The organism is Streptomyces sp. NPDC024632, from assembly GCF_055559175.1.
Genome location: NZ_JBVHLD010000006.1, coordinates 319,767 through 337,769, shown reverse-complemented (window position 1 = coordinate 337,769; position 18,003 = coordinate 319,767). Strand labels below are relative to the sequence as shown.

At 74.1% G+C, this 18,003-nt stretch carries 16 protein-coding genes; 5 read left to right on the top strand and 11 right to left on the bottom strand.

Annotated elements, in window-relative coordinates:
• Positions 1 to 40 precede the first annotated feature (40 nt).
• Entirely contained in the window at positions 41 to 979 is a 939-nt protein-coding gene (gene hemC, locus ACZ37P_RS15360) for a hydroxymethylbilane synthase (RefSeq protein ID WP_401309518.1), read from the top strand.
• Between the two features lie 59 nt (positions 980 to 1,038).
• On the opposite strand, the gene ACZ37P_RS15355 is transcribed toward hemC, so the two are convergent.
• Positions 1,039 to 1,518 (bottom strand): carboxymuconolactone decarboxylase family protein, encoded by a 480-nt coding sequence (locus ACZ37P_RS15355; RefSeq protein ID WP_467346773.1) that lies wholly within the window; start codon positions 1,516 to 1,518, stop codon positions 1,039 to 1,041.
• A 28-nt stretch (positions 1,519 to 1,546) separates the two neighbouring features.
• Between ACZ37P_RS15355 and pdxR the strand changes: the two genes are divergently transcribed.
• Positions 1,547 to 3,034: a MocR-like pyridoxine biosynthesis transcription factor PdxR gene (gene pdxR / locus ACZ37P_RS15350; protein ID WP_467346771.1), complete on the top strand. Its 1,488-nt coding sequence runs from the start codon at positions 1,547 to 1,549 to the stop codon at positions 3,032 to 3,034.
• Positions 3,035 to 3,061: 27 nt separating this feature from the next.
• Here pdxR and ACZ37P_RS15345 read toward each other — a convergent pair whose 3' ends face one another.
• From ACZ37P_RS15345 to ACZ37P_RS15325, 5 genes are all read right to left on the bottom strand, one after another.
• Positions 3,062 to 3,541 (bottom strand): GNAT family N-acetyltransferase, encoded by a 480-nt coding sequence (locus ACZ37P_RS15345; protein WP_391050479.1) that lies wholly within the window; start codon positions 3,539 to 3,541, stop codon positions 3,062 to 3,064.
• Between the two features lie 63 nt (positions 3,542 to 3,604).
• Complete coding sequence (locus tag ACZ37P_RS15340; protein ID WP_355336849.1) at positions 3,605 to 4,594, bottom strand: malate dehydrogenase; 990 nt, start codon at positions 4,592 to 4,594, stop codon at positions 3,605 to 3,607.
• 282 nt (positions 4,595 to 4,876) lie between these two features.
• The gene (locus ACZ37P_RS15335) at positions 4,877 to 5,746 is read right to left on the bottom strand and encodes a helix-turn-helix domain-containing protein (RefSeq protein WP_467346769.1); all 870 of its coding nucleotides are present in this window, start codon (positions 5,744 to 5,746) and stop codon (positions 4,877 to 4,879) included.
• Between the two features lie 704 nt (positions 5,747 to 6,450).
• Complete coding sequence (locus tag ACZ37P_RS15330) at positions 6,451 to 7,023, bottom strand: DUF3017 domain-containing protein (protein ID WP_391163356.1); 573 nt, start codon at positions 7,021 to 7,023, stop codon at positions 6,451 to 6,453.
• Complete coding sequence (locus tag ACZ37P_RS15325) at positions 7,013 to 7,876, bottom strand: bifunctional methylenetetrahydrofolate dehydrogenase/methenyltetrahydrofolate cyclohydrolase (RefSeq protein WP_188283507.1); 864 nt, start codon at positions 7,874 to 7,876, stop codon at positions 7,013 to 7,015. Before ACZ37P_RS15325 ends, ACZ37P_RS15330 begins: the two co-directional genes overlap by 11 nt.
• Positions 7,877 to 8,233: 357 nt before the next feature.
• Between ACZ37P_RS15325 and ACZ37P_RS15320 the strand changes: the two genes are divergently transcribed.
• Entirely contained in the window at positions 8,234 to 8,974 is a 741-nt protein-coding gene (locus ACZ37P_RS15320; protein WP_401309364.1) for an RDD family protein, read from the top strand.
• A 183-nt stretch (positions 8,975 to 9,157) separates the two neighbouring features.
• Here the strand turns inward: ACZ37P_RS15320 and purH are convergent, their stop codons facing one another.
• Positions 9,158 to 10,708, bottom strand: a complete 1,551-nt coding sequence (gene purH, locus ACZ37P_RS15315) for a bifunctional phosphoribosylaminoimidazolecarboxamide formyltransferase/IMP cyclohydrolase (protein ID WP_355336845.1) — start codon at positions 10,706 to 10,708, stop codon at positions 9,158 to 9,160.
• Positions 10,695 to 11,336, bottom strand: coding sequence for a phosphoribosylglycinamide formyltransferase (gene purN, locus ACZ37P_RS15310; RefSeq protein WP_355336844.1), 642 nt, complete (start codon positions 11,334 to 11,336; stop codon positions 10,695 to 10,697). Before purN ends, purH begins: the two co-directional genes overlap by 14 nt.
• A 284-nt stretch (positions 11,337 to 11,620) precedes the next feature.
• On the opposite strand from purN, the gene ACZ37P_RS15305 reads away from it, so the two are divergent.
• Complete coding sequence (locus tag ACZ37P_RS15305; protein WP_467346766.1) at positions 11,621 to 12,412, top strand: hypothetical protein; 792 nt, start codon at positions 11,621 to 11,623, stop codon at positions 12,410 to 12,412.
• Between the two features lie 247 nt (positions 12,413 to 12,659).
• Here the strand turns inward: ACZ37P_RS15305 and ACZ37P_RS15300 are convergent, their stop codons facing one another.
• Positions 12,660 to 14,210, bottom strand: coding sequence for a cell division protein PerM (locus tag ACZ37P_RS15300; protein WP_467346765.1), 1,551 nt, complete (start codon positions 14,208 to 14,210; stop codon positions 12,660 to 12,662).
• Between the two features lie 158 nt (positions 14,211 to 14,368).
• Here ACZ37P_RS15300 and ACZ37P_RS15295 point away from each other — a divergent pair, with 158 nt between their 5' ends.
• A complete protein-coding gene (locus ACZ37P_RS15295) occupies positions 14,369 to 15,625 on the top strand; it encodes a SigE family RNA polymerase sigma factor (RefSeq protein ID WP_467346763.1) in 1,257 nt (418 codons plus the stop codon).
• Positions 15,626 to 15,781: 156 nt separating this feature from the next.
• On the opposite strand, the gene sucD is transcribed toward ACZ37P_RS15295, so the two are convergent.
• The gene (sucD, locus tag ACZ37P_RS15290; protein WP_355336840.1) at positions 15,782 to 16,666 is read right to left on the bottom strand and encodes a succinate--CoA ligase subunit alpha; all 885 of its coding nucleotides are present in this window, start codon (positions 16,664 to 16,666) and stop codon (positions 15,782 to 15,784) included.
• A 21-nt stretch (positions 16,667 to 16,687) separates the two neighbouring features.
• Positions 16,688 to 17,860, bottom strand: a complete 1,173-nt coding sequence (sucC, locus tag ACZ37P_RS15285; RefSeq protein ID WP_355336839.1) for an ADP-forming succinate--CoA ligase subunit beta — start codon at positions 17,858 to 17,860, stop codon at positions 16,688 to 16,690.
• Positions 17,861 to 18,003 lie beyond the last annotated feature (143 nt).

Here is an 18,003-nt window from a genome sequence, read left to right as displayed (position 1 = left end):
GTGAAGCGGAAACGCTTGGAGGCATGGGCAATTGGCGAATGTGAAACAGGGCCGTTGCATTGTCGGATCGCGCGGGAGCGACCTCGCCAGGGCACAAGTGCGTGAATATCTGGCGCCGTTGAGGGAGCGGTTTCCCGAGGTGACCTTCACGCATCGGGTGATCGTGGAGGGCGGCGACCGCGACCGGCGCTCACCGCTGGCCAACGTGTCGGCGGTGAGCGGCGGTTCGGCGTTCAGCACCGAGCAGGAGGCCGCGCTGGCACGCGGTGACGTGGATGTGGTCGTCCACTCCCTCAAGGACCTGCCGACGTCGAATCCGCCGGGCCTGACGCTGTTGCCGCCGCCGGGGCGGGAGGACGTGGCCGACGCGCTGTGCGGGGCGACGCTCGCCGGGCTGCCGGAGGGGGCCAGGGTCGGTACGGGGGCGGCCCGCCGGATCGGCCAGCTCCTCGCCGTACGCCCTGACGTGCGGATCGTGCCGATTCGCGGCAACGTACCGCCGCGCCTGGAGAAGCTGGCGACCGAGGGGCTGGACGCGGTCGTGCTGGCCCTGGCGGGCCTGCGCCGCCTCGGTCTCGACGGCGCTGTGAGCGAGGTGCTGCCGCTCGACCTCTTCCCGCCGAGTCCGGGCCAGGGCGCCCTCGGCATCCAGATCCGCGCGGACGACACCGCCGTACGCGACCTGCTCGCCTGCGCCGGTGACGCCTCCGTCGACGCGCGGGTCCGCGCCGAACGCGCGTTCCTCGCCGAATTGCACGGCGGGTGCAGCGTTCCGGTCGGGGGTTACGCCGAATTGGACCCGGCCGGAAATCTGCGGCTGTTCGGACAGGTCACGTCTCTCGACGGCAGGACGCAGATTTCCGCCACCGTCAGCGGTCCGGCGCAGCGGCCGGAAAGGCTCGGAAGGGAATTGGCCGCGGAACTCGTCGCGCGGGGCGCGCATTCCCTGCTCGACGCGGCGCGCCACCCCGGCGCGTGACGCGACCGGCGGCCGTACCGCCGCCCGGCGCGTGACCTGACAGGCGGCCGTACCGCGCCTTACGCGCGGACCGCCGGGGACATCCGGCAGGAGACGCCGATCCGGTTCCAGGCGTTCATGGTGACGCACATGGCCAGGAGGCGGGGGAATTCGTCGGCGTCGAAGAGCCGGGCCGCCTCGTCGAAGACGGCGTCGGGGACGCCGTGGTCACCGAGGTGGGTGACGGCCTCGGCCAGGGCGAGGGCGGCGCGCTCGCGGGCGGTGAAGAAGGGCGTCTCGCGCCAGACGGTGACGCCGTACAGCTTCTGCTCGGTGAGGCCGAGGGCGCGGGCGTCGGCGCTGTGCTTGTCGACGCAGTAGGCGCAGCCGTTGAGCTGGGAGACGCGGACGCGGACGAGTTCGCGGACGGCGGGGTCGAGGCCGCGGGCGGCGGCCTTGTCGAGGGCGGCCATGGCCGCGTAGAAGTCGGGGGACTTGTCGTTGAGGTCGATCCGGCACGCGGGCGCGGGAACGGTAGCGGTGTCGTCGGTCGTCGTCATGCCTCCACCGTAGGAGGAAAGTGGCTCCATGCCGTGGTCCACTTGGAGCATGAACGACTGGGCCACTCGCGGTGAGCGCACCGCCGACTACGACCTGCTGCTCGACCTCCCCGCCGCGCGGGCCGCGGCGGGCGGCGGCGCGCGGGCCGGTCTTGAGCGGGCCCTGCGCGAGGCCGTGCGCGACGGCCGCCTCTCCCCCGGTACCCGCCTGCCGTCCAGCCGGGTGCTGGCCGGGGATCTGGGCCTCGCGCGCAACACGGTCGCGGACGCGTACGCGCAGCTCGTCGCCGAGGGGTGGCTGACCGCGCGGCAGGGCTCGGGCACGACGGTGGCGCCGCGCCCGGCCGCGGTCCCCGGCCGGGCGGGGCGCGCCCCCGTGCGCCGTACGCCCGTCGCCCCGGTCGAGCTGGTGCCGGACAACGCGACCGGCCTCCCGTACAGCCTGTGGCCCGGCTCGCCCGACCTGTCGTCCTTTCCGCGCGCCGCGTGGTCGGCGGCGGCGCGGCGGGCGCTGGCCGCGGCGCCGAACGAGGCGTTCGGGTACACCGACCCGCGCGGCCGGCCGGAGTTGCGGGCGGCGCTGAGCACGTATCTCGCGCGGGTGCGCGGGGTGCGGACCGACCCGGAGCACCTGATGATCTGCACGGGGTACGTGCAGGGCGTCGGTCTGCTGGCCCGCGCGCTGTACGGCCGGGGCGCCCGCCGGATCGCCGTCGAGGCGCTGGGCTTCCCGGACACCCGAACGCTGCTGCGCACGGCGGGACTTGAGACGGTGCCGCTGGACGTGGACGGCGACGGGGCGCGGGTGGACCGCCTGGACGGCTCGGCGCAGGCGGTGCTGCTGACCCCCGCGCACCAGTTCCCGACCGGTGTGCCGCTCTCCCCCGGGCGCCGGACGGCCGTCACGGGGTGGGCGCGGAGCACCGGCGCGGTGATCCTGGAGGACGACTACGACGGGGAGTTCCGCTACGACCGGCAGCCCGTCGGCGCCCTCCAGGGCCTCGCGCCCGGACACGTCGTGTACGCGGGCACGGCCAGCAAGAGCCTCGCGCCTGGCCTGCGGCTGGCGTGGCTCGCGCTGCCGCCGCACCTGCTGGACGCGGTCGTGCGCGAGAAGCGGATGGCCGACCACCACTCGCCGGTGCTCGACCAGTTGACCCTCGCCGAATTCATCGGATCGGGCGCGTACGACCGCCACGTACGCCGCATGCGCCTGCACTACCGCGCCCGCCGCGACCGCCTGGTGGCGGCCCTGGCCGAACACGCCCCCCACGTCCGGGTCTCCGGCATCGCCGCGGGCCTGCACGCCGTACTCGAACTCCCCCCGGAGACCGGCCCGTTGCAAGCCCTCGTGGACCGCGCCCACGCCCTCGGCCTGGCCCTCAGCGGCCTCCCCGTCTACGGCGCCCCCACCGCCCACGCCCCCACTTCCCTCGTCATCGGCTACGCCACGCCCCCCGACCACGCCTTCTCCGGCGCCCTCTCCCGCCTGTGCGAGGTCCTGTCGCCCGGGTAAGTGGGCCGGCGGAGACGGGAGTCGGGGTCAGGCGGGGAGGGTGAGCAGGACCTCGTCGATGTCCTCACCGCGGGCGTTCGCGAAGCCGCGGTCGGTGCCGGTGGGGTGGAAGCCGCATTTGCGCAGGACACGGATCGAGCCGGGGTTGTCGGCGGCGGCGCGGGCGTGCAGGGGGCGTTCGGGGGCGACGGCGAGGAGTTGGCGGAGGGCGGCGGTGGCGGCGCCGCGACCCCAGAACTCGCGGCCGATCCAGTACGTGACCTCGCGCTCCTCGGGCGGGCCGTAGACGGCGGCGTGGCCGACGACCGTACCGTCGGAGGCGGCGACGACCGTGCGGTTGACGACGCCGGGGGTGGCGCGGACGCGGGCCCAGTGGGCGTGGAAGCGGGCGCTGTCCGACGGGTCCTCGGCGGTGAACGCGGCCATCCGTACCGCCTCGGGGTCCTGCATCTGAACGAAGAAGACGGGCAGGTCCGAGTCGCGTACCTCGCGCAGGATGACGTCCATGGGGCAAACGTAAGGGGCCCCGCACCAGGGCGGGACCCCTTACCGGCAGAAAAGAGGCGGGACTCAGATGAGGCCCAGCTCGCGCACGGCGGCGCGCTCCTCTTCCAGCTCCTTCACGGACGCGTCGATGCGCGCGCGGGAGAACTCGTTGATCTCCAGGCCCTGGACGATCTCGAAGGCGCCGTTCTTCGTGGTGACCGGGAAGGACGAGATGAGACCGGCCGGGACGCCGTAGGAGCCGTCGGAGACGATGCCCATGGAGGTCCAGTTGCCCTCCGCGGTGCCGTTGACCCAGGTGTGGACGTGGTCGAGGGCGGCCGACGCGGCGGAGGCGGCGGAGGACGCGCCACGCGCTTCGATGATCGCGGCGCCGCGCTTGGCGACGGTCGGGATGAAGGTGTCGGCCAGCCACTGCTCGTCGTTCACGACCTCGGCGGCGTTCTTGCCCGCGACCTCGGCGTGGAAGATGTCGGGGTACTGGGTCGCCGAGTGGTTGCCCCAGATGGTGAGCCGCTTGATCTCCGAGACCGGCACGCCGGTCTTCTTCGCGAGCTGCGCGACCGCGCGGTTGTGGTCCAGGCGGGTCATCGCGGTGAAGCGCTCGGCCGGTACGTCGGGGGCGGCGGACTGCGCGATGAGCGCGTTGGTGTTCGCCGGGTTGCCGACGACCAGGACCTTGATGTCGTCGGCCGCGTGGTCGTTGATGGCCTTGCCCTGCGGCTTGAAGATGCCGCCGTTGGCCTCCAGCAGGTCGCCGCGCTCCATGCCCTTGGTGCGGGGGCGGGCGCCGACCAGCAGCGCGACGTTCGCGCCGTCGAAGGCCACGTTCGGGTCGTCGGTGATGTCGATGCCCTGGAGGAGCGGGAAGGCGGCGTCGTCCAGCTCCATCGCGGTCCCCTCCGCGGCCTTCAGGCCCTGGGGGATCTCCAGCAGACGGAGCCTCACCGGCACGTCCGCGCCGAGCAGGTGGCCCGAGGCGATGCGGAAGAGGAGGGCGTAGCCGATCTGGCCTGCCGCTCCGGTGACGGTGACGTTGACGGGGGTGCGAGTCATTGCCTTCTCCTGGCCTTTTCCTGCGGGTACCTGGCATTGCCGCCCCGGCAGTGGCCCGAGCGGCCCCGGAACGTGACTCTCTCGTCGTCAAGAGAGCCGTCTGTCAGGCTATCGCGCGGCGGCGCCGCCGGTGACGCGAGGGCGTGTGGCCCCGGTCACCGGGAAGGCCGCCGGGTGACGTTCCCGTGCCGCGCGGGACCCGCGTCCGCGGGTTTGCGCGGTGCGCCGCGGGTCCGCGCGGTGCGCCGCGGGTCCGCGCGGTGCGCCGCGGGTCCGCGCGTCTCAGCCCTGGCCGCCCACGCAGAGGTTGACGACGAGCAGGCCGAGGCACAGGCCGCCGCGGCCGGTGGCGGTCGCGGTCGGGGACGCCGGACCGGTGGGCGTATCCGTAGGAGAAACGGTTCCTCCGGAGGCGGGCGCCGAAGGGGACCCGGTATCGGTCGGTACGGTGCCGGGAGCGCCGCCGCTCGGCGCGCTGCCGGGGCCCGCGCCGTGGGTGGCCGTGGCACCGGGTGTTCCCGGCGGACCGGCGGACGGGGAGCCGTCGCCCGTCATCACCGTCACCGAGGGCTCGGCCGCGGGGGCGGTTCTTCCCGGCGTGCCGCCCGTGCCGGGCGACGTACGGGGCGCCGCGCCCTTCGCTCCCGGCGTCAGCGGCGCGCCCGCCCGGTCGGTCACCGTCGGCGCCGCCTCGGGCGCCGGGGCCCGCCCGGTGCTCGGGCCCGCCGCGAGCAGCACCGTCACCGCCGCGCCGATCGCCAGCACCCCCGCCGTGCCGAACAGCAGCGCCCTGCGACGGCGGTTGCCCGGCAGGCCCTCCTCCGCGCCCAGCGGGTCCAGCGGATCGGGATGCGGTACGGGTTTGCCCCGGCCCCTGTCGCCGGTGCCGGTCGCGGCCTTCTCCGCCAGCTTCCACAGCGCGCCGACCCGGTCGTAGTCCGCGCCGCTCGCCTGCGCCAGCACCTCCACCGCGTCCAGCGGCGGCAGTTGCCTGCCGTTGAGGTACTTCTCCCACGACTCCGCGGACTGCGCCGTGCGCGCCGCCAGCGCCGGGACCGTCAGGCCGCCGCGGTCCTTCATCCGGCGTAACTGCACGGCCAGCCGCCGCACATCCACCGGAATCCGCTCCGCCAACGGCTCCCACTGCCCCATCGTGCCCCCTATCTCAACGAGTCCCCCGCCGGGGGCAACGCTAGAACGGGTGTCCCCTTGTCGGGGGGACTTTCCGGACAGCCTCCCCGAACTCGTCCGGACCTGCTATTGCCGGGGCCCCGGGCCCCGGCCGCCTCCGAGGCCAGCTCTTCGTCCGCGCCACCGCTGTCGCGGCCCAGCGCCCGCCCCGGGGGATGCGCCCCGTCAGGGGCGCGGGGAACTGCGCGAGCAACCCACCACCGGCCGCTGGTCGGGAAACAACCGGGGTGCCCCGCCGGGACCGGTGGTGACCTAAGCGGAGCGCCGTGGCTGGCCGCGCAGTTCCCCGCGCCCCTCAAACGATCGGCCCGCCGCCCGGCGAAAGGGGCCCCGCCCCGCCAGGGGCGCGGGGAACTGCGCGAGCAACCCCCCACCGGCCGGTGGCCGGGAAACAACCGGACTGCCCCGCCGGGACCGGCGGCGACCTGCGGGAGCGCCGTGGCTGGCCGCGCAGTCCCCCGCGCCCCCCAAACGACCGGCCCGCCCCCCATGCAAAAGGGGGCCCGCCCCGTCAGGGGCGCGGGGAACTGCGCGCGCGACCCCCACCGGCCGGTGGTCGGGAAACAACCGGGGTGCGCCGACGGGGGCCGGTGGCGACCTGCGCGGAGCGCCCACGCGGCGGCGCCCCCAAAGAACCTGGCCCCGCGTCAGCCCACCGTTCCGGGCTACCGCACCGAGAAGTGGATGATGTCCTCCAGGAACGGAATCCTGATCAGCGGATCCGGCTGCGCCATCAGCGCCAGCAGCACGATCGCGAGACCGAACAGCCCGTACGTGATCACATCAGTGAACCGGCTGCGGACCGCGAGCATGCCGACCGCCGTCACGCCCCAGCGCAGCGCGGCGCCGACCAGCAGCGACGCCCCGATCACGATCGTGCCCGCGCGGAAGGCGCCGGCCGCCGTGACGATCAGCCCGATGGCCGCGCCGCAGATGACCAGCAGGATCGGCCACTGCCGGGCGGGCGCGGGGGCGTCCTTGCCCGCCGCCCGGCCGCCGCCCTCGGGACGCGCGGTGGTCCTGCCGGGCCCGGCCTCGTGCCTGCCGTGCTCCCCGGTGATTCCGGCCGCCTGTCCGAGGGAGTGCCCAGAGGAGTGCCCGGCGGACGCGGGCGCGGGCACCGGCGCCGACGCCGGGCCCGAGCCGTTCTCACGGCCCTCCCCCGGCGTCCGGCCGGTCCCCGGCCCCCCGGCGCCGAAGTCCGCGGCCCCTGCCGCGGGACCCGGATCAGCCGACATCGCCCGCGGCCCGCTCGGACGCCTCCACCACGTTCTGGAGGAGCAGCGCCCGCGTCATCGGGCCGACGCCACCGGGGTTCGGCGAGATCCAGGCGGCCACCTCGGCCACGCCCGGATGCACGTCGCCGACGATCTTGCCGTTCTCGTCGCGGCTCACGCCGACGTCCAGGACGGCCGCGCCCGGCTTCACGTCCTCCGGCTTGATGATGTGCGGCACACCGGCGGCGGCCACGACGATGTCGGCCTGCCGCAGATGCGCGGAGAGGTCACGGGTGCCGGTGTGGCACAAGGTGACCGTCGCGTTCTCCGACTTACGGGTCAGCAGCAGGCCGATCGAGCGGCCCACGGTGATGCCGCGGCCGACCACGACCACGTCGGCGCCGTTGATCTCCACGCCGTGGCGGCGCAGCAGCTCCACGATGCCGTTGGGGGTGCAGGGCAGCGGCCCGGTCTCGTTGAGCACGAGGCGGCCGAGGCTCATCGGGTGCAGCCCGTCCGCGTCCTTGGCCGGGTCCATCAGCTCCAGCACCCGGTTGGTGTCGATGCCCTTGGGGAGCGGGAGCTGCACGATGTAGCCGGTGCAGGCCGGGTCCGCGTTCAGCTCGCGGACGACCGCCTCGATCTCCTCCTGCGTGGCGGTGTCCGGGAGTTCACGCTGGATGGAGCCGATGCCCACCTGCGCGCAGTCGCGGTGCTTGCCCGCGACGTACCACTTGCTGCCCGGGTCGTCGCCGACCAGCAGCGTGCCGAGGCCGGGGGTGATCCCGCGGGCCTTCAGCGCCTTGACGCGTTCGGCGAGTTCGGACTTGATCGCGGCGGCGGTGGCCTTGCCATCGAGAATCTGGGCGGTCATGCCCGCCATTCTCGCGGATCGGACCCGCGCCGGACCAATCCGCCCCCGGCGCGAACCCCGCCTGGGTGCCACCTGAGCGCCGCCTGTGCCGTGCCCGGCCCCCGCCGACGCCCGCCGACGCCCGGACGGGTGCCTCGACCGGTGCCCCGGCCGCCGCCCCGGACCGCCGCACCGTGGAGGCACCGTCCCGACCTCGGTCCGACACCTCTGGTCCCTTGCGCGCCGGGGCACGGGGGCCCCACGATGTGGCCTCGTCCCCCGATTGGGCCAGTACGACGGATATACGACGGATGCGGTCCGGCCGCCGCCGTCCCGACCGGCCCTGTCGTCCCAGCCGCGCGCGTAAGGAAGCAGCACGTGAGCCAACCCCCCGGCCCTCCCGGCCCCGGAAACCCGTACGGCGGACCGTCCCAGCCCCCGCAGCAGCCGCCCTACACGCAGAACCCGTACGGCCAGGGCGTCCCGCAGCAGCCGGGCCCGTACCAGCAGCAGCCCGGCGGCTACCCCGGATACCCGCAGCAACAGCAGCCCGGCGGCTACGGCTACCCCGGCGGCGGCTACCCGGGCCAGGCGCCGTACGGCTACCCGCAGGGGAACCTGCCGCCCGGCATGCCCCCGCTGGCCGGTTGGGGCGCCCGGCTCGGTGCCACGCTGCTCGACGCGCTGATGTTCAACCTCGTACCGGGCGGCCTGGTCATCGCGGGCTACACCCAGATGTCCGTCAAGCTCGCCGACCGCTGGCAGGACTGCGACGACGCGGGCATCCCCCGCGACGCGTGCCCCAACCCGCACGTCTCCGGCGGTTCCGTCGCGCTGATCCTCATCGGCGGCCTGCTCAGCCTCGTCGCCATGCTCTTCCTCTGCTACCGCGAGGGCAGCACCGGGCAGACCCCCGGCAAGAAGATCGTCGGCATCCGCCTCCTGCGCGAACACGACGGCTCCACCCTCGGCTTCGGCCTCGCCTTCGGCCGCCGCCTGCTCCACGTCCTGGACGGCCTGCCGTGCTACCTCGGGTTCCTCTGGCCGCTGTGGGACGCGAAGAAGCAGACCTTCGCCGACAAGATGGTCCACACCGTGGTCATCAAGGACCAGTCCTGACCGACCCCGCGCTGACGCGGGGCGGCGTGCGCGGGGCTGCGGGGAACCGCGCGGCCGGCCCCACCGGCCGGTGGTCCGAAGACCACCGGTCCGCCCCGCCGGGGCCGGTGGTGACGTGCGAGCACGTCACGGCCGGACGCGCGGTCCCCGCGCCCTGTGAAGGATCGGCGTACCGCCAGGGTCCTAGTGGAAGAAGTGCCGTGTCCCCGTCAGGTACATCGTGACTCCCGCCTTGGCCGCCGCCTCGATGACGGCTTCGTCGCGGATGGACCCGCCCGGCTGGACGACGGCGGCGACCCCGGCGGCGGTGAGGACCTCGAGCCCGTCGGGGAACGGGAAGAAGGCGTCGGAGGCGGCGTAGGAGCCGGTGGCGCGCTCGGCCCCGGCGCGCTCGACGGCGAGCCTGGCGGAGTCGACCCGGTTGACCTGCCCCATGCCGACGCCGACCGTGGCGCCGCCCTTCGCGAGAAGAATGGCGTTGGACTTGACGGCGCGGCAGGCGCGCCAGGCGAAGGCCAGTTCGGCGAGCTGGGCCGCCGTCAGCGCGTCCCCGGTGGCGAGGGTCCAGGTCTCGGGGTCGTCGCCCTCGGCCTGGAAGCGGTCCTTGGCCTGGACGAGGAGGCCGCCCTCGATGGGCTTGTACTCGGTGACGGTCTCGGGCCCGTCGGCGCAGCGCAGGACGCGGATGTTCTTCTTGCGCGCGAGGATCTCGACGGCGCCGTCCTCGTACCCGGGCGCGACGATCACCTCGGTGAAGATCTCGGCGACCTGCTCGGCCATGGCCACCGACACCGGCCGGTTGACGGCGATGACGCCGCCGTACGCGGAGACCGGGTCGCAGGCGTGCGCCTTGCGGTGGGCGTCGGCGACGTCCGTGCCGACCGCGATCCCGCACGGGTTGGCGTGCTTGATGATCGCGACGCAGACGCCCTCGTGGTCGTACGCGGCACGGCGGGCGGCGTCGGTGTCGACGTAGTTGTTGTACGACATCTCCTTGCCGTGCAACTGCTCCGCCCCGGCCAGCCCCTTTCCGCTGCCGTCGCTGTAGAGCGCGGCGCCCTGGTGCGGGTTCTCGCCGTAGCGCAGCGTCTGCTGGAGGTCGTATGTCTGCCCGCTGAACTCGGGGAACTCCTCGTTGGACGCATAGCCGTCCAGGAACCAGGAGGCGACGGCCACGTCGTACGCGGCGGTGTGCTGGAACGCCTCGGCGGCGAGCCGCTTGCGGGCGGCGAGGTCGAAGCCGCCGTCGCGGACGGCGGCCAGGACGTCGGCGTACCGGTTCGGGCTGACGACGACGGCGACCGACGGGTGGTTCTTGGCGGCGGCGCGGACCATCGAGGGGCCGCCGATGTCGATCTGCTCGACGCACTCGTCGGGGCTCGCGCCCGAGGCGACGGTCTCCTTGAACGGGTAGAGGTTGACGACGACCAGCTCGAACGGCTCGACGCCGAGTTCGGCGAGCTGCCGCTGGTGGTCGGGCAGGCGCAGATCGGCGAGGATGCCCGCGTGGACGCGCGGGTGCAGCGTCTTGACCCGGCCGTCCAGGCACTCGGGGAAGCCGGTCAGCTCCTCGACCTTGGTGACGGGGACGCCCGCGGCGGCGATCTTCGCGGCGGTCGACCCGGTCGACACCAGTTCCACCCCCGCCTCGTGCAGACCGCGGGCCAGGTCTTCGAGACCCGTCTTGTCGTAGACACTGATCAGCGCGCGACGGATGGGCTTATTCACCGACATGAACCTTTCGTCCCTCAATGCGGTAGCCGTGGCGCGCCAGGCGCCCCACGGTCTCGACGAGCAGTCGTCGCTCGACTTCCTTGATGCGCTCGTGGAGCGCGTCCTCCGTGTCGTCCGGCCGGACCTCGACCACGCCCTGGGCGATGACCGGGCCGGTGTCGACGCCGTCGTCGACGAAGTGGACGGTGCACCCGGTCACCTTGGCGCCGTACGCGAGCGCGTCGCGTACGCCGTGGGCGCCGGGGAAACTCGGCAGCAGCGCAGGGTGGGTGTTGATGATCCGGCCGCCGAACCTGGCCAGGAACTCCTTGCCGACGATCTTCATGAAGCCCGCGGAGACGACGAGGTCGGGCGCGTACCGCGCCGTGGCCTCGGCGAGCGCGAGGTCCCAGGCGGCGCGGTCCTCGTGGTCCTTGACGCGGACGACGAAGGTGGGCAGGCCCGCGCGGACGGCGCGGTCCAGGCCCGCGATGCCGTCGCGGTCGGCGCCGACGGCGACCACACGGGCCCCGGCCCCGTACGAGGGATCGGCCTCGATGGCGTCGAGCAGCGCCTGGAGATTGGTCCCCGAACCGGAGACGAGGACGACGAGACGGGCGGGGGTGGAGGCGTGTGCGGGCGCGGCCACTGGCGGTGCTCTCTCGTTTAGAGGATCGTACGAGTCGGAGGCCGATCGGATGACGGGGAACCCTACGAGGCCGCCGACCGTCAGCAACGATACCGGCACTCCCGGCGGCCCCCACGGGACGGGGGAGCGCGCGGACGGTAGCGTCTGCCGGGAGAGCGGCACTTCGCGCGCCCCGCACGCGGGCGTAAGTGACGCATCTGACAGGGATGGCACATCGTCGTACGGTCGTTGCAAGACGTCAGTACACGTCGGTACAAGCCGAAGAAGGAGTCGAGCCCAAGGGGATGGCGCATCACATCATGAGCAGCGGCCGTATTCGTCTCGCGCTGCGCGCGCCCGAGGGCGATCAGCAGGACAATCCCTTCGCGCCGCCGCCGGAGGGCGCGCCCGACCGTCCGTGGCAGCCGCGACAGCAGCCCTCGGACGGTTCGTCGAAGGAGGGCTCGTCGGAAGGCGGCTCCGGGGACAAGCCGGAGGGTCCGCCCCCGCCACCGCACGGCGCGCCCACCGCGTGGGGCCACGGGTGGAGCAATCAGCAGCCCCAGGGCGGACGCCCTGACCCGTTCGGACGCAGGCCGGAGCAGGGCGGCGGTCCCACCGGACCCGCGGGCAGCGGGCCGCGCTTCGACCCCACCGACCCCGCCCAGCGGCGGTCGCGCTATTCGCTGGTCTGCGGCGGCTGGGGACTGATCTTCGCGCTCCTGGGCTGGACCCCGGTGGGGCTCCTGCTCGGCGCGCTCGCCCTCTACTGGGGGATCTCCGCGCTCCGCATGAGCCCGCAGGACCGGGCCAAGGCCCGCGCCGAGGCGGCCTCCGCCCTGGCCGACGCCACCCAGACGCCCCGGCCCGCCCCGCCCGCGCCCGGGCCCGACGCCCAGCGCTCCTTCGTCACCGCGGCCTGGAGCGGCATCATCACCAGTGCCGTGACGCTCGCGCTGGTCGTCACCACGTACTCCTTGCAGTACGCCTACCGCGATTACTTCACCTGCAAGAGCGACGCCCTCACCACGCCCGCGTCGCACTCCTGCCAGAATCTCCTCCCCAGCCCCCTCCGCGACTTCCCCGGCCTCCGCTGACCCCCTCCGGGGGGGGTGGCGCGTGAAATTCGGGTCCCGTATCCGCCGAGCGTCCGCCCGGTGGGGGCTTGTCGCGCAGTTCCCCGCGCCCCTACGGGGCTCGACCTCTTCTGCCGGGCGCAGACGAAGGGCCTGCTTTTCAGGGGCGCGGGGAACTGCGCGGCGAGCCCCCACCGGGGGCGCGGGGGAGAACCGGCCCCGGCGGGGCAGACGCTGTGGGTTCTCGGGCTGAAAGCCCGGCGGGGGCCTACTCGGGCCCGGGGTCCGGCTCGGGCCCGGGGACGACGGGGTCGGGGGCGGCGACCGGAGCAGGCGGCAGCGTCGGCATGGGCGGAACGGCCGGAGGAGGCGGCTCCGCAGGAAGTGGCGGTGGAACCGCAGGTACCGGGACCTCGGCGGACGCCGAAACGGCGCGGGTCCGTCGCAAGGCGGCGACATGGCGCCGCACCGCGGGGCCGCACCGCCCCCAGAGCCCGCGCGCGGCGCGTGCGGTGGCGGCCGGCCAATCGAGGGGCCGCAGGGCCCGGACCCACCCGGCCCAGGTCCGGGGACGGAAGACCGCGGCCCCGTCCCGGTGCCAGCGCAGCGCCACGGCCCCGGGCGCACCGAGCAGCAGCGTCCAGGCGAGCGCGGCGAGGCCGGTGGCCCACCAGGAGGGGCCGAAGGCGGCGAGGGTGACGGTGCCGAGGGGCCCGCCCGACACGGCGGCGAGCAGCGCGAAGGCGACCCCGGTGACGAGGGCCGCCGCCGAGGCCACCGAGGCCGTACGCCGCAGGCTCCACGCGTCGGCGGCGCGCCCCACGGACCGGGCGACGAGAACCCCCGCGCAAACGGGCACGGCGAGGGTGGCCCACCCGACGAACCCCCCGCTCCCCTCGTCCGGCAACGCGGCGAGCAGCGGAAATCCGGGCAGCGTCGGATAGCCGGAGGCCCCGGCGGGAGCGACCGCGCTGCCGACGCCGACGGCGAACCCCGGCCCGAGCGCGTACGAGGCCCCCCAGACGGCGAGGTTGGGGACGAGCGCGACCGCGACGAGCAGGACGGCGAGCTGTCCGGCCGGTGGCGCGCTGAGCTGCGCGAAGGTCCGCCCGGCGGCCCCGGCGTGCCACGCGAGGGCGGCGGCGCCGATGAGCGCGCCGCCGCCGATGACGACGCCCACCGCCGTCCCGGCGGCCCGCAGCGCGACGACGGCCTCCCGGCCGTACGGCCCGACCCGCGCGAGTGACGGCCGCCCGCACCCCGACCACGCCCCGGCGGCGGTCACGGCGGTCGCGAAGAGCGGCACGTAGAGCAGCGCGGCGAGGACGTCGACGCGGAAGGACCCGCCCGCGGCGTACGCGACGGCGCCGGACGCGGCGGCCAGGTATCCGCCGAGCAGCCAGCCCGCGGTGGCGGCCACCGTACGGACGTCGGCCGCGGGCCGCGGGCCGTCCTCGCCCCCGGCCGCCGTGCGGACCGCGGAGGCCGCGGCGCGGAAGAGCAGCCAGCCCGGCAGGGCGGTGAGCAGCAGCGGGGTCACACCGATGGGCGCGGCGGCGCCGGAGAGCGTCTCCGTACGGACCAGGTCGGCGCCCTGGGCCAGCAGCCACAGGGCGGCGCCGACGTGCAGGGCGCCGCCGAGGCCGCTGTCGGGGAAGGGCGAGGCGATCCAGAGCAGGAGGACGACGGCGCCGAGGACGCCGAGGCCGAGCCCGGCGGCGACCGCTCCCCCGGCGAACGCGGTGGCGCGTGCCGCCGCGACCCGCCGGGCAGCGGCCTCGGCGGACAGTGCCGCGATGCGATCGGTCGTATGGGTCACGGCGACCCATGGTGCCAACAACACCCGTTTCGCCCCGGCAGCGGGCGAAAGGTCGTCGTGTCGCACATGATGGGCGCTATGTGTCCTTTTTTCACACTGTCACATGTACGGGTATCCGTACGAGCACGGGTACGGCGTGACGGCTCGGGGTCGCCGCGGTGAGCGCCCGCAGGCGCACCGGCGGGACACAGTCACCGCCCAAGCCCGTACCGGCCAAGCAGAAGCCGACGTCGCGGCAGCGGCAGAAACCGCCGTCGTCCGGCGCGCCCGCACCTGCCGCGGACCCGGCTCCGCCTGAGAGCCCCGCGGGTCCCGCGCCCAAGAGACCGGCGCCCGAGGGGCCGGCCGCGAAGAGCCCGCCGTCCAAGAGCCCCGCGGCGAAGACCCCTCCGCCCACGGCTCCGGCGCGCAAGAGGCCCCCGCGCTCCCCCGCGCCCACCCGTGAGCCGGTCGGTCTGGGCCGCGTGGCGGTCGTCGCCGCGCCCGTCGTGGCACAGGCCCCGCCGGTGCTCCCCGGCCCGAGCCCCGAGGCCGCCTTCGACGCGCTGTACGCGCACTGCGCGGACCCGCTCGTACGCCAGGTCCTGGTCCTGACCGGCAGTCCGCGGCTCGCCGACGACGCCGTGGCCCGCGCCTTCGACCAGGCGTGGCAGCGGTGGCCGGAGGTGGCGCGGGACGCCGATCCGGTCGGCTGGCTGCGCGCGAACGCCTACGCGTTCGCCCTCGCGCCCTGGCAGCGCTGGGTCCCGGCCCACCGCCGCGAACCCGCCGCCCCGGCCGCCCCCGCCCCCTTGGCGGCGGCCCTGCTGCGGCTGCCGCCCGAGCACCGCCGCGCCCTGCTCCTCTACGACGGCCTCGGCCTCGATCTGCCCGGCACCGCCGCCGAGACCGAGTCCAGTACGCCCATCACCGCGGCACGCATCACCCACGCGCGGGCCGCCCTGACCACGGCGCTGCCGGAACTCTCCGAGGACGGCCAGCCCCTGTCCGTGGAACTCGGCGCGCTGCTCGCCGACGAGCAGGACGACGCCGCGCCCGCGCGTACCCGGAAACCGGCCGCCGTACGGGACGCGAGCGAGCGCGGTGTACGGCGGCGTACGGTCGCGGCCTTCGCCCTGACCGCCCTGATCGTGACGGCCACCGTCGTGACCATGGCGGTCGCGCCCGACCACAGCAAGCCGGTGCCGCCCCGGCACGCCCGCGAGGCGGGCCAGAACCGCGCCGACACCCCCGGCGCCCCGGGCCACGCCCCCTCCGACGACCCGGCGCGCGCGGCAGCGGACGCACGCACCGACGTACCCCCGCGCGTCCCGCCCCGCGTCCCCCCGGCCGCACACCGCAACCCCCGCCCCGGCCTACGGGACGTGCAAGGGGCGCGACTCCGCCCGGACACCGGCAAACCGCCGCTGCCCTGAGGTCTTGGCCGTAGGCGCGGTCCTGGCGGGGACGGGCAGCGGCGAAACCCCGCTGGGCCGAGCTCCGTCCGCGCGACGCGGAAACGGCGCGGGTCCGGCCCCTTCCGAGGAAGGGAACCGGACCCGCGCCGGGTTGCGTGCCGAGCCGACCGCAGGTCAGCCGGCCAGGATCGACCGCGCGAGGCGCGCCGTCTCGGACGGCGTCTTGCCGACCTTGACGCCCGCGGCCTCCAGGGCCTCCTTCTTGGCCTGCGCCGTGCCGGAGGAGCCGGAGACGATGGCGCCCGCGTGGCCCATCGTCTTGCCCTCGGGCGCGGTGAAACCGGCGACGTAGCCGACGACCGGCTTCGTCACGTTCTTCTCGATGAAGGCCGCGGCCCGCTCCTCGGCGTCGCCGCCGATCTCGCCGATCATGACGATCAGGTCGGTGTCGGGGTCGGCCTCGAACGCGGCGAGCGCGTCGATGTGCGTGGTGCCGATGATCGGGTCACCGCCGATGCCGACGGCGGACGAGAAGCCGATGTCGCGCAGCTCGTACATCATCTGGTACGTCAGGGTGCCGGACTTGGAGACCAGGCCGATGCGGCCGGGCTTGGTGATGTCGCCCGGAATGATGCCCGCGTTGGACTGGCCGGGGGTGATCAGGCCGGGGCAGTTCGGGCCGATGATCCGGGTCTTGTTGCCCTTGGCCTGGGCGAGCGCCCAGAACGCGGCGGAGTCGTGCACCGCGACGCCCTCGGTGATCACCACGGCGAGCGGGATCTCGGCCTCGATGGCCTCGACCACGGCGTCCTTGGTGAACTTCTCCGGGACGAAGATGACCGTCACGTCCGCGCCGGTGGCCTCGATGGCCTCCTTGACGGAGCCGAAGACCGGGACCTCGCCCTGGTCGAAGGAGACGGTGGTGCCCGCCTTGCGCGGGTTGACGCCGCCGACGATGTTCGTGCCGTCGGCGAGCATGAGCGTGGTGTGCTTCATGCCGGTGGCGCCGGTCATGCCCTGGACGATGACCTTGCTGTCCTTGGTCAGGAAGATAGCCATGGTTGTCGGTGTCCTCGTCCCTTACTTCGCAGCCAGCTCGGCGGCCTTGTCGGCCGCTCCGTCCATGGTGTCCACGCGCTGTACCAGCGGGTGGTTCGCGTCGGACAGGATCTTGCGACCCAGCTCCGCGTTGTTGCCGTCCAGGCGTACGACCAGCGGCTTCGTGACGTTCTCACCCTTGGACTTGAGCAGCTCCAGGGCCTGCACGATGCCGTTGGCGACCTCGTCGCAGGCGGTGATGCCGCCGAAGACGTTGACGAAGACGGACTTGACGTCCGGGTCGCCGAGGATGATCTCCAGGCCGTTGGCCATCACCTCGGCGGACGCGCCGCCGCCGATGTCCAGGAAGTTGGCGGGCTTCACGCCGCCGTGCGCCTCACCGGCGTAGGCGACGACGTCGAGGGTGCTCATGACGAGCCCCGCGCCGTTGCCGATGATGCCGACTTCGCCTTCCAGCTTCACGTAGTTGAGGCCCTTGGCCTTGGCCTTCGCCTCCAGCGGGTTGGCGGCGGCCTTGTCCTCGAGCGCCTCGTGCTCCGGCTGCCGGAACGCGGCGTTCTCGTCGAGCGAGACCTTGCCGTCGAGCGCGACGATCTTGCCCTCGCCGGTCTTGACCAGCGGGTTGACCTCGACCAGCAGGGCGTCTTCCTTGACGAAGACGGTCCAGAGCTGCTGGAGGACGGAGGCGACCTGGTCGGCGATGTCGGCCGGGAACTTCGCGGCGGCGACGATCTCGGCGGCCTTCTCCGGGGTCACACCCTCCAGGGCGTCGACCGGGACCTTGGCCAGCGCGTCCGGGTTCTCCTCGGCGACGACCTCGATCTCGACACCGCCCTCGACGGAGGCCATGGCGAGGAAGGTGCGGTTGGTGCGGTCCAGCAGGAAGGAGACGTAGTACTCCTCCTTGATGTCCGCGGTCTCGGCGAGCATCACCTTGTGGACCGTGTGGCCCTTGATGTCCATGCCCAGGATCGCGTCGGCCTTGGCCACCGCGTCGGCCGGGTCGGCGGCCAGCTTCACGCCACCGGCCTTGCCGCGGCCGCCCACCTTGACCTGAGCCTTGACGACCGCACGGCCGCCCAGTCGCTCCGCCACCTCGCGCGCCGCCTCAGGCGTGTCGATGACTTCACCGGCCAGCACCGGTACACCGTGCTTGGCGAAGAGGTCCCTCGCCTGGTACTCGAACAGGTCCACGCGCGTCCGTCTCCCTTTTCCCTGGTTTCCAGGGTTCCTGGTTTCCCTGGAATTCAGCATTTCGCAAGCTGCTGCCGCCTGATGTGTGCGGCGCTGCGTGCGTTTCTGCCTGATCTGCCTGGGCGTGCCGCTACGGGCAGGGC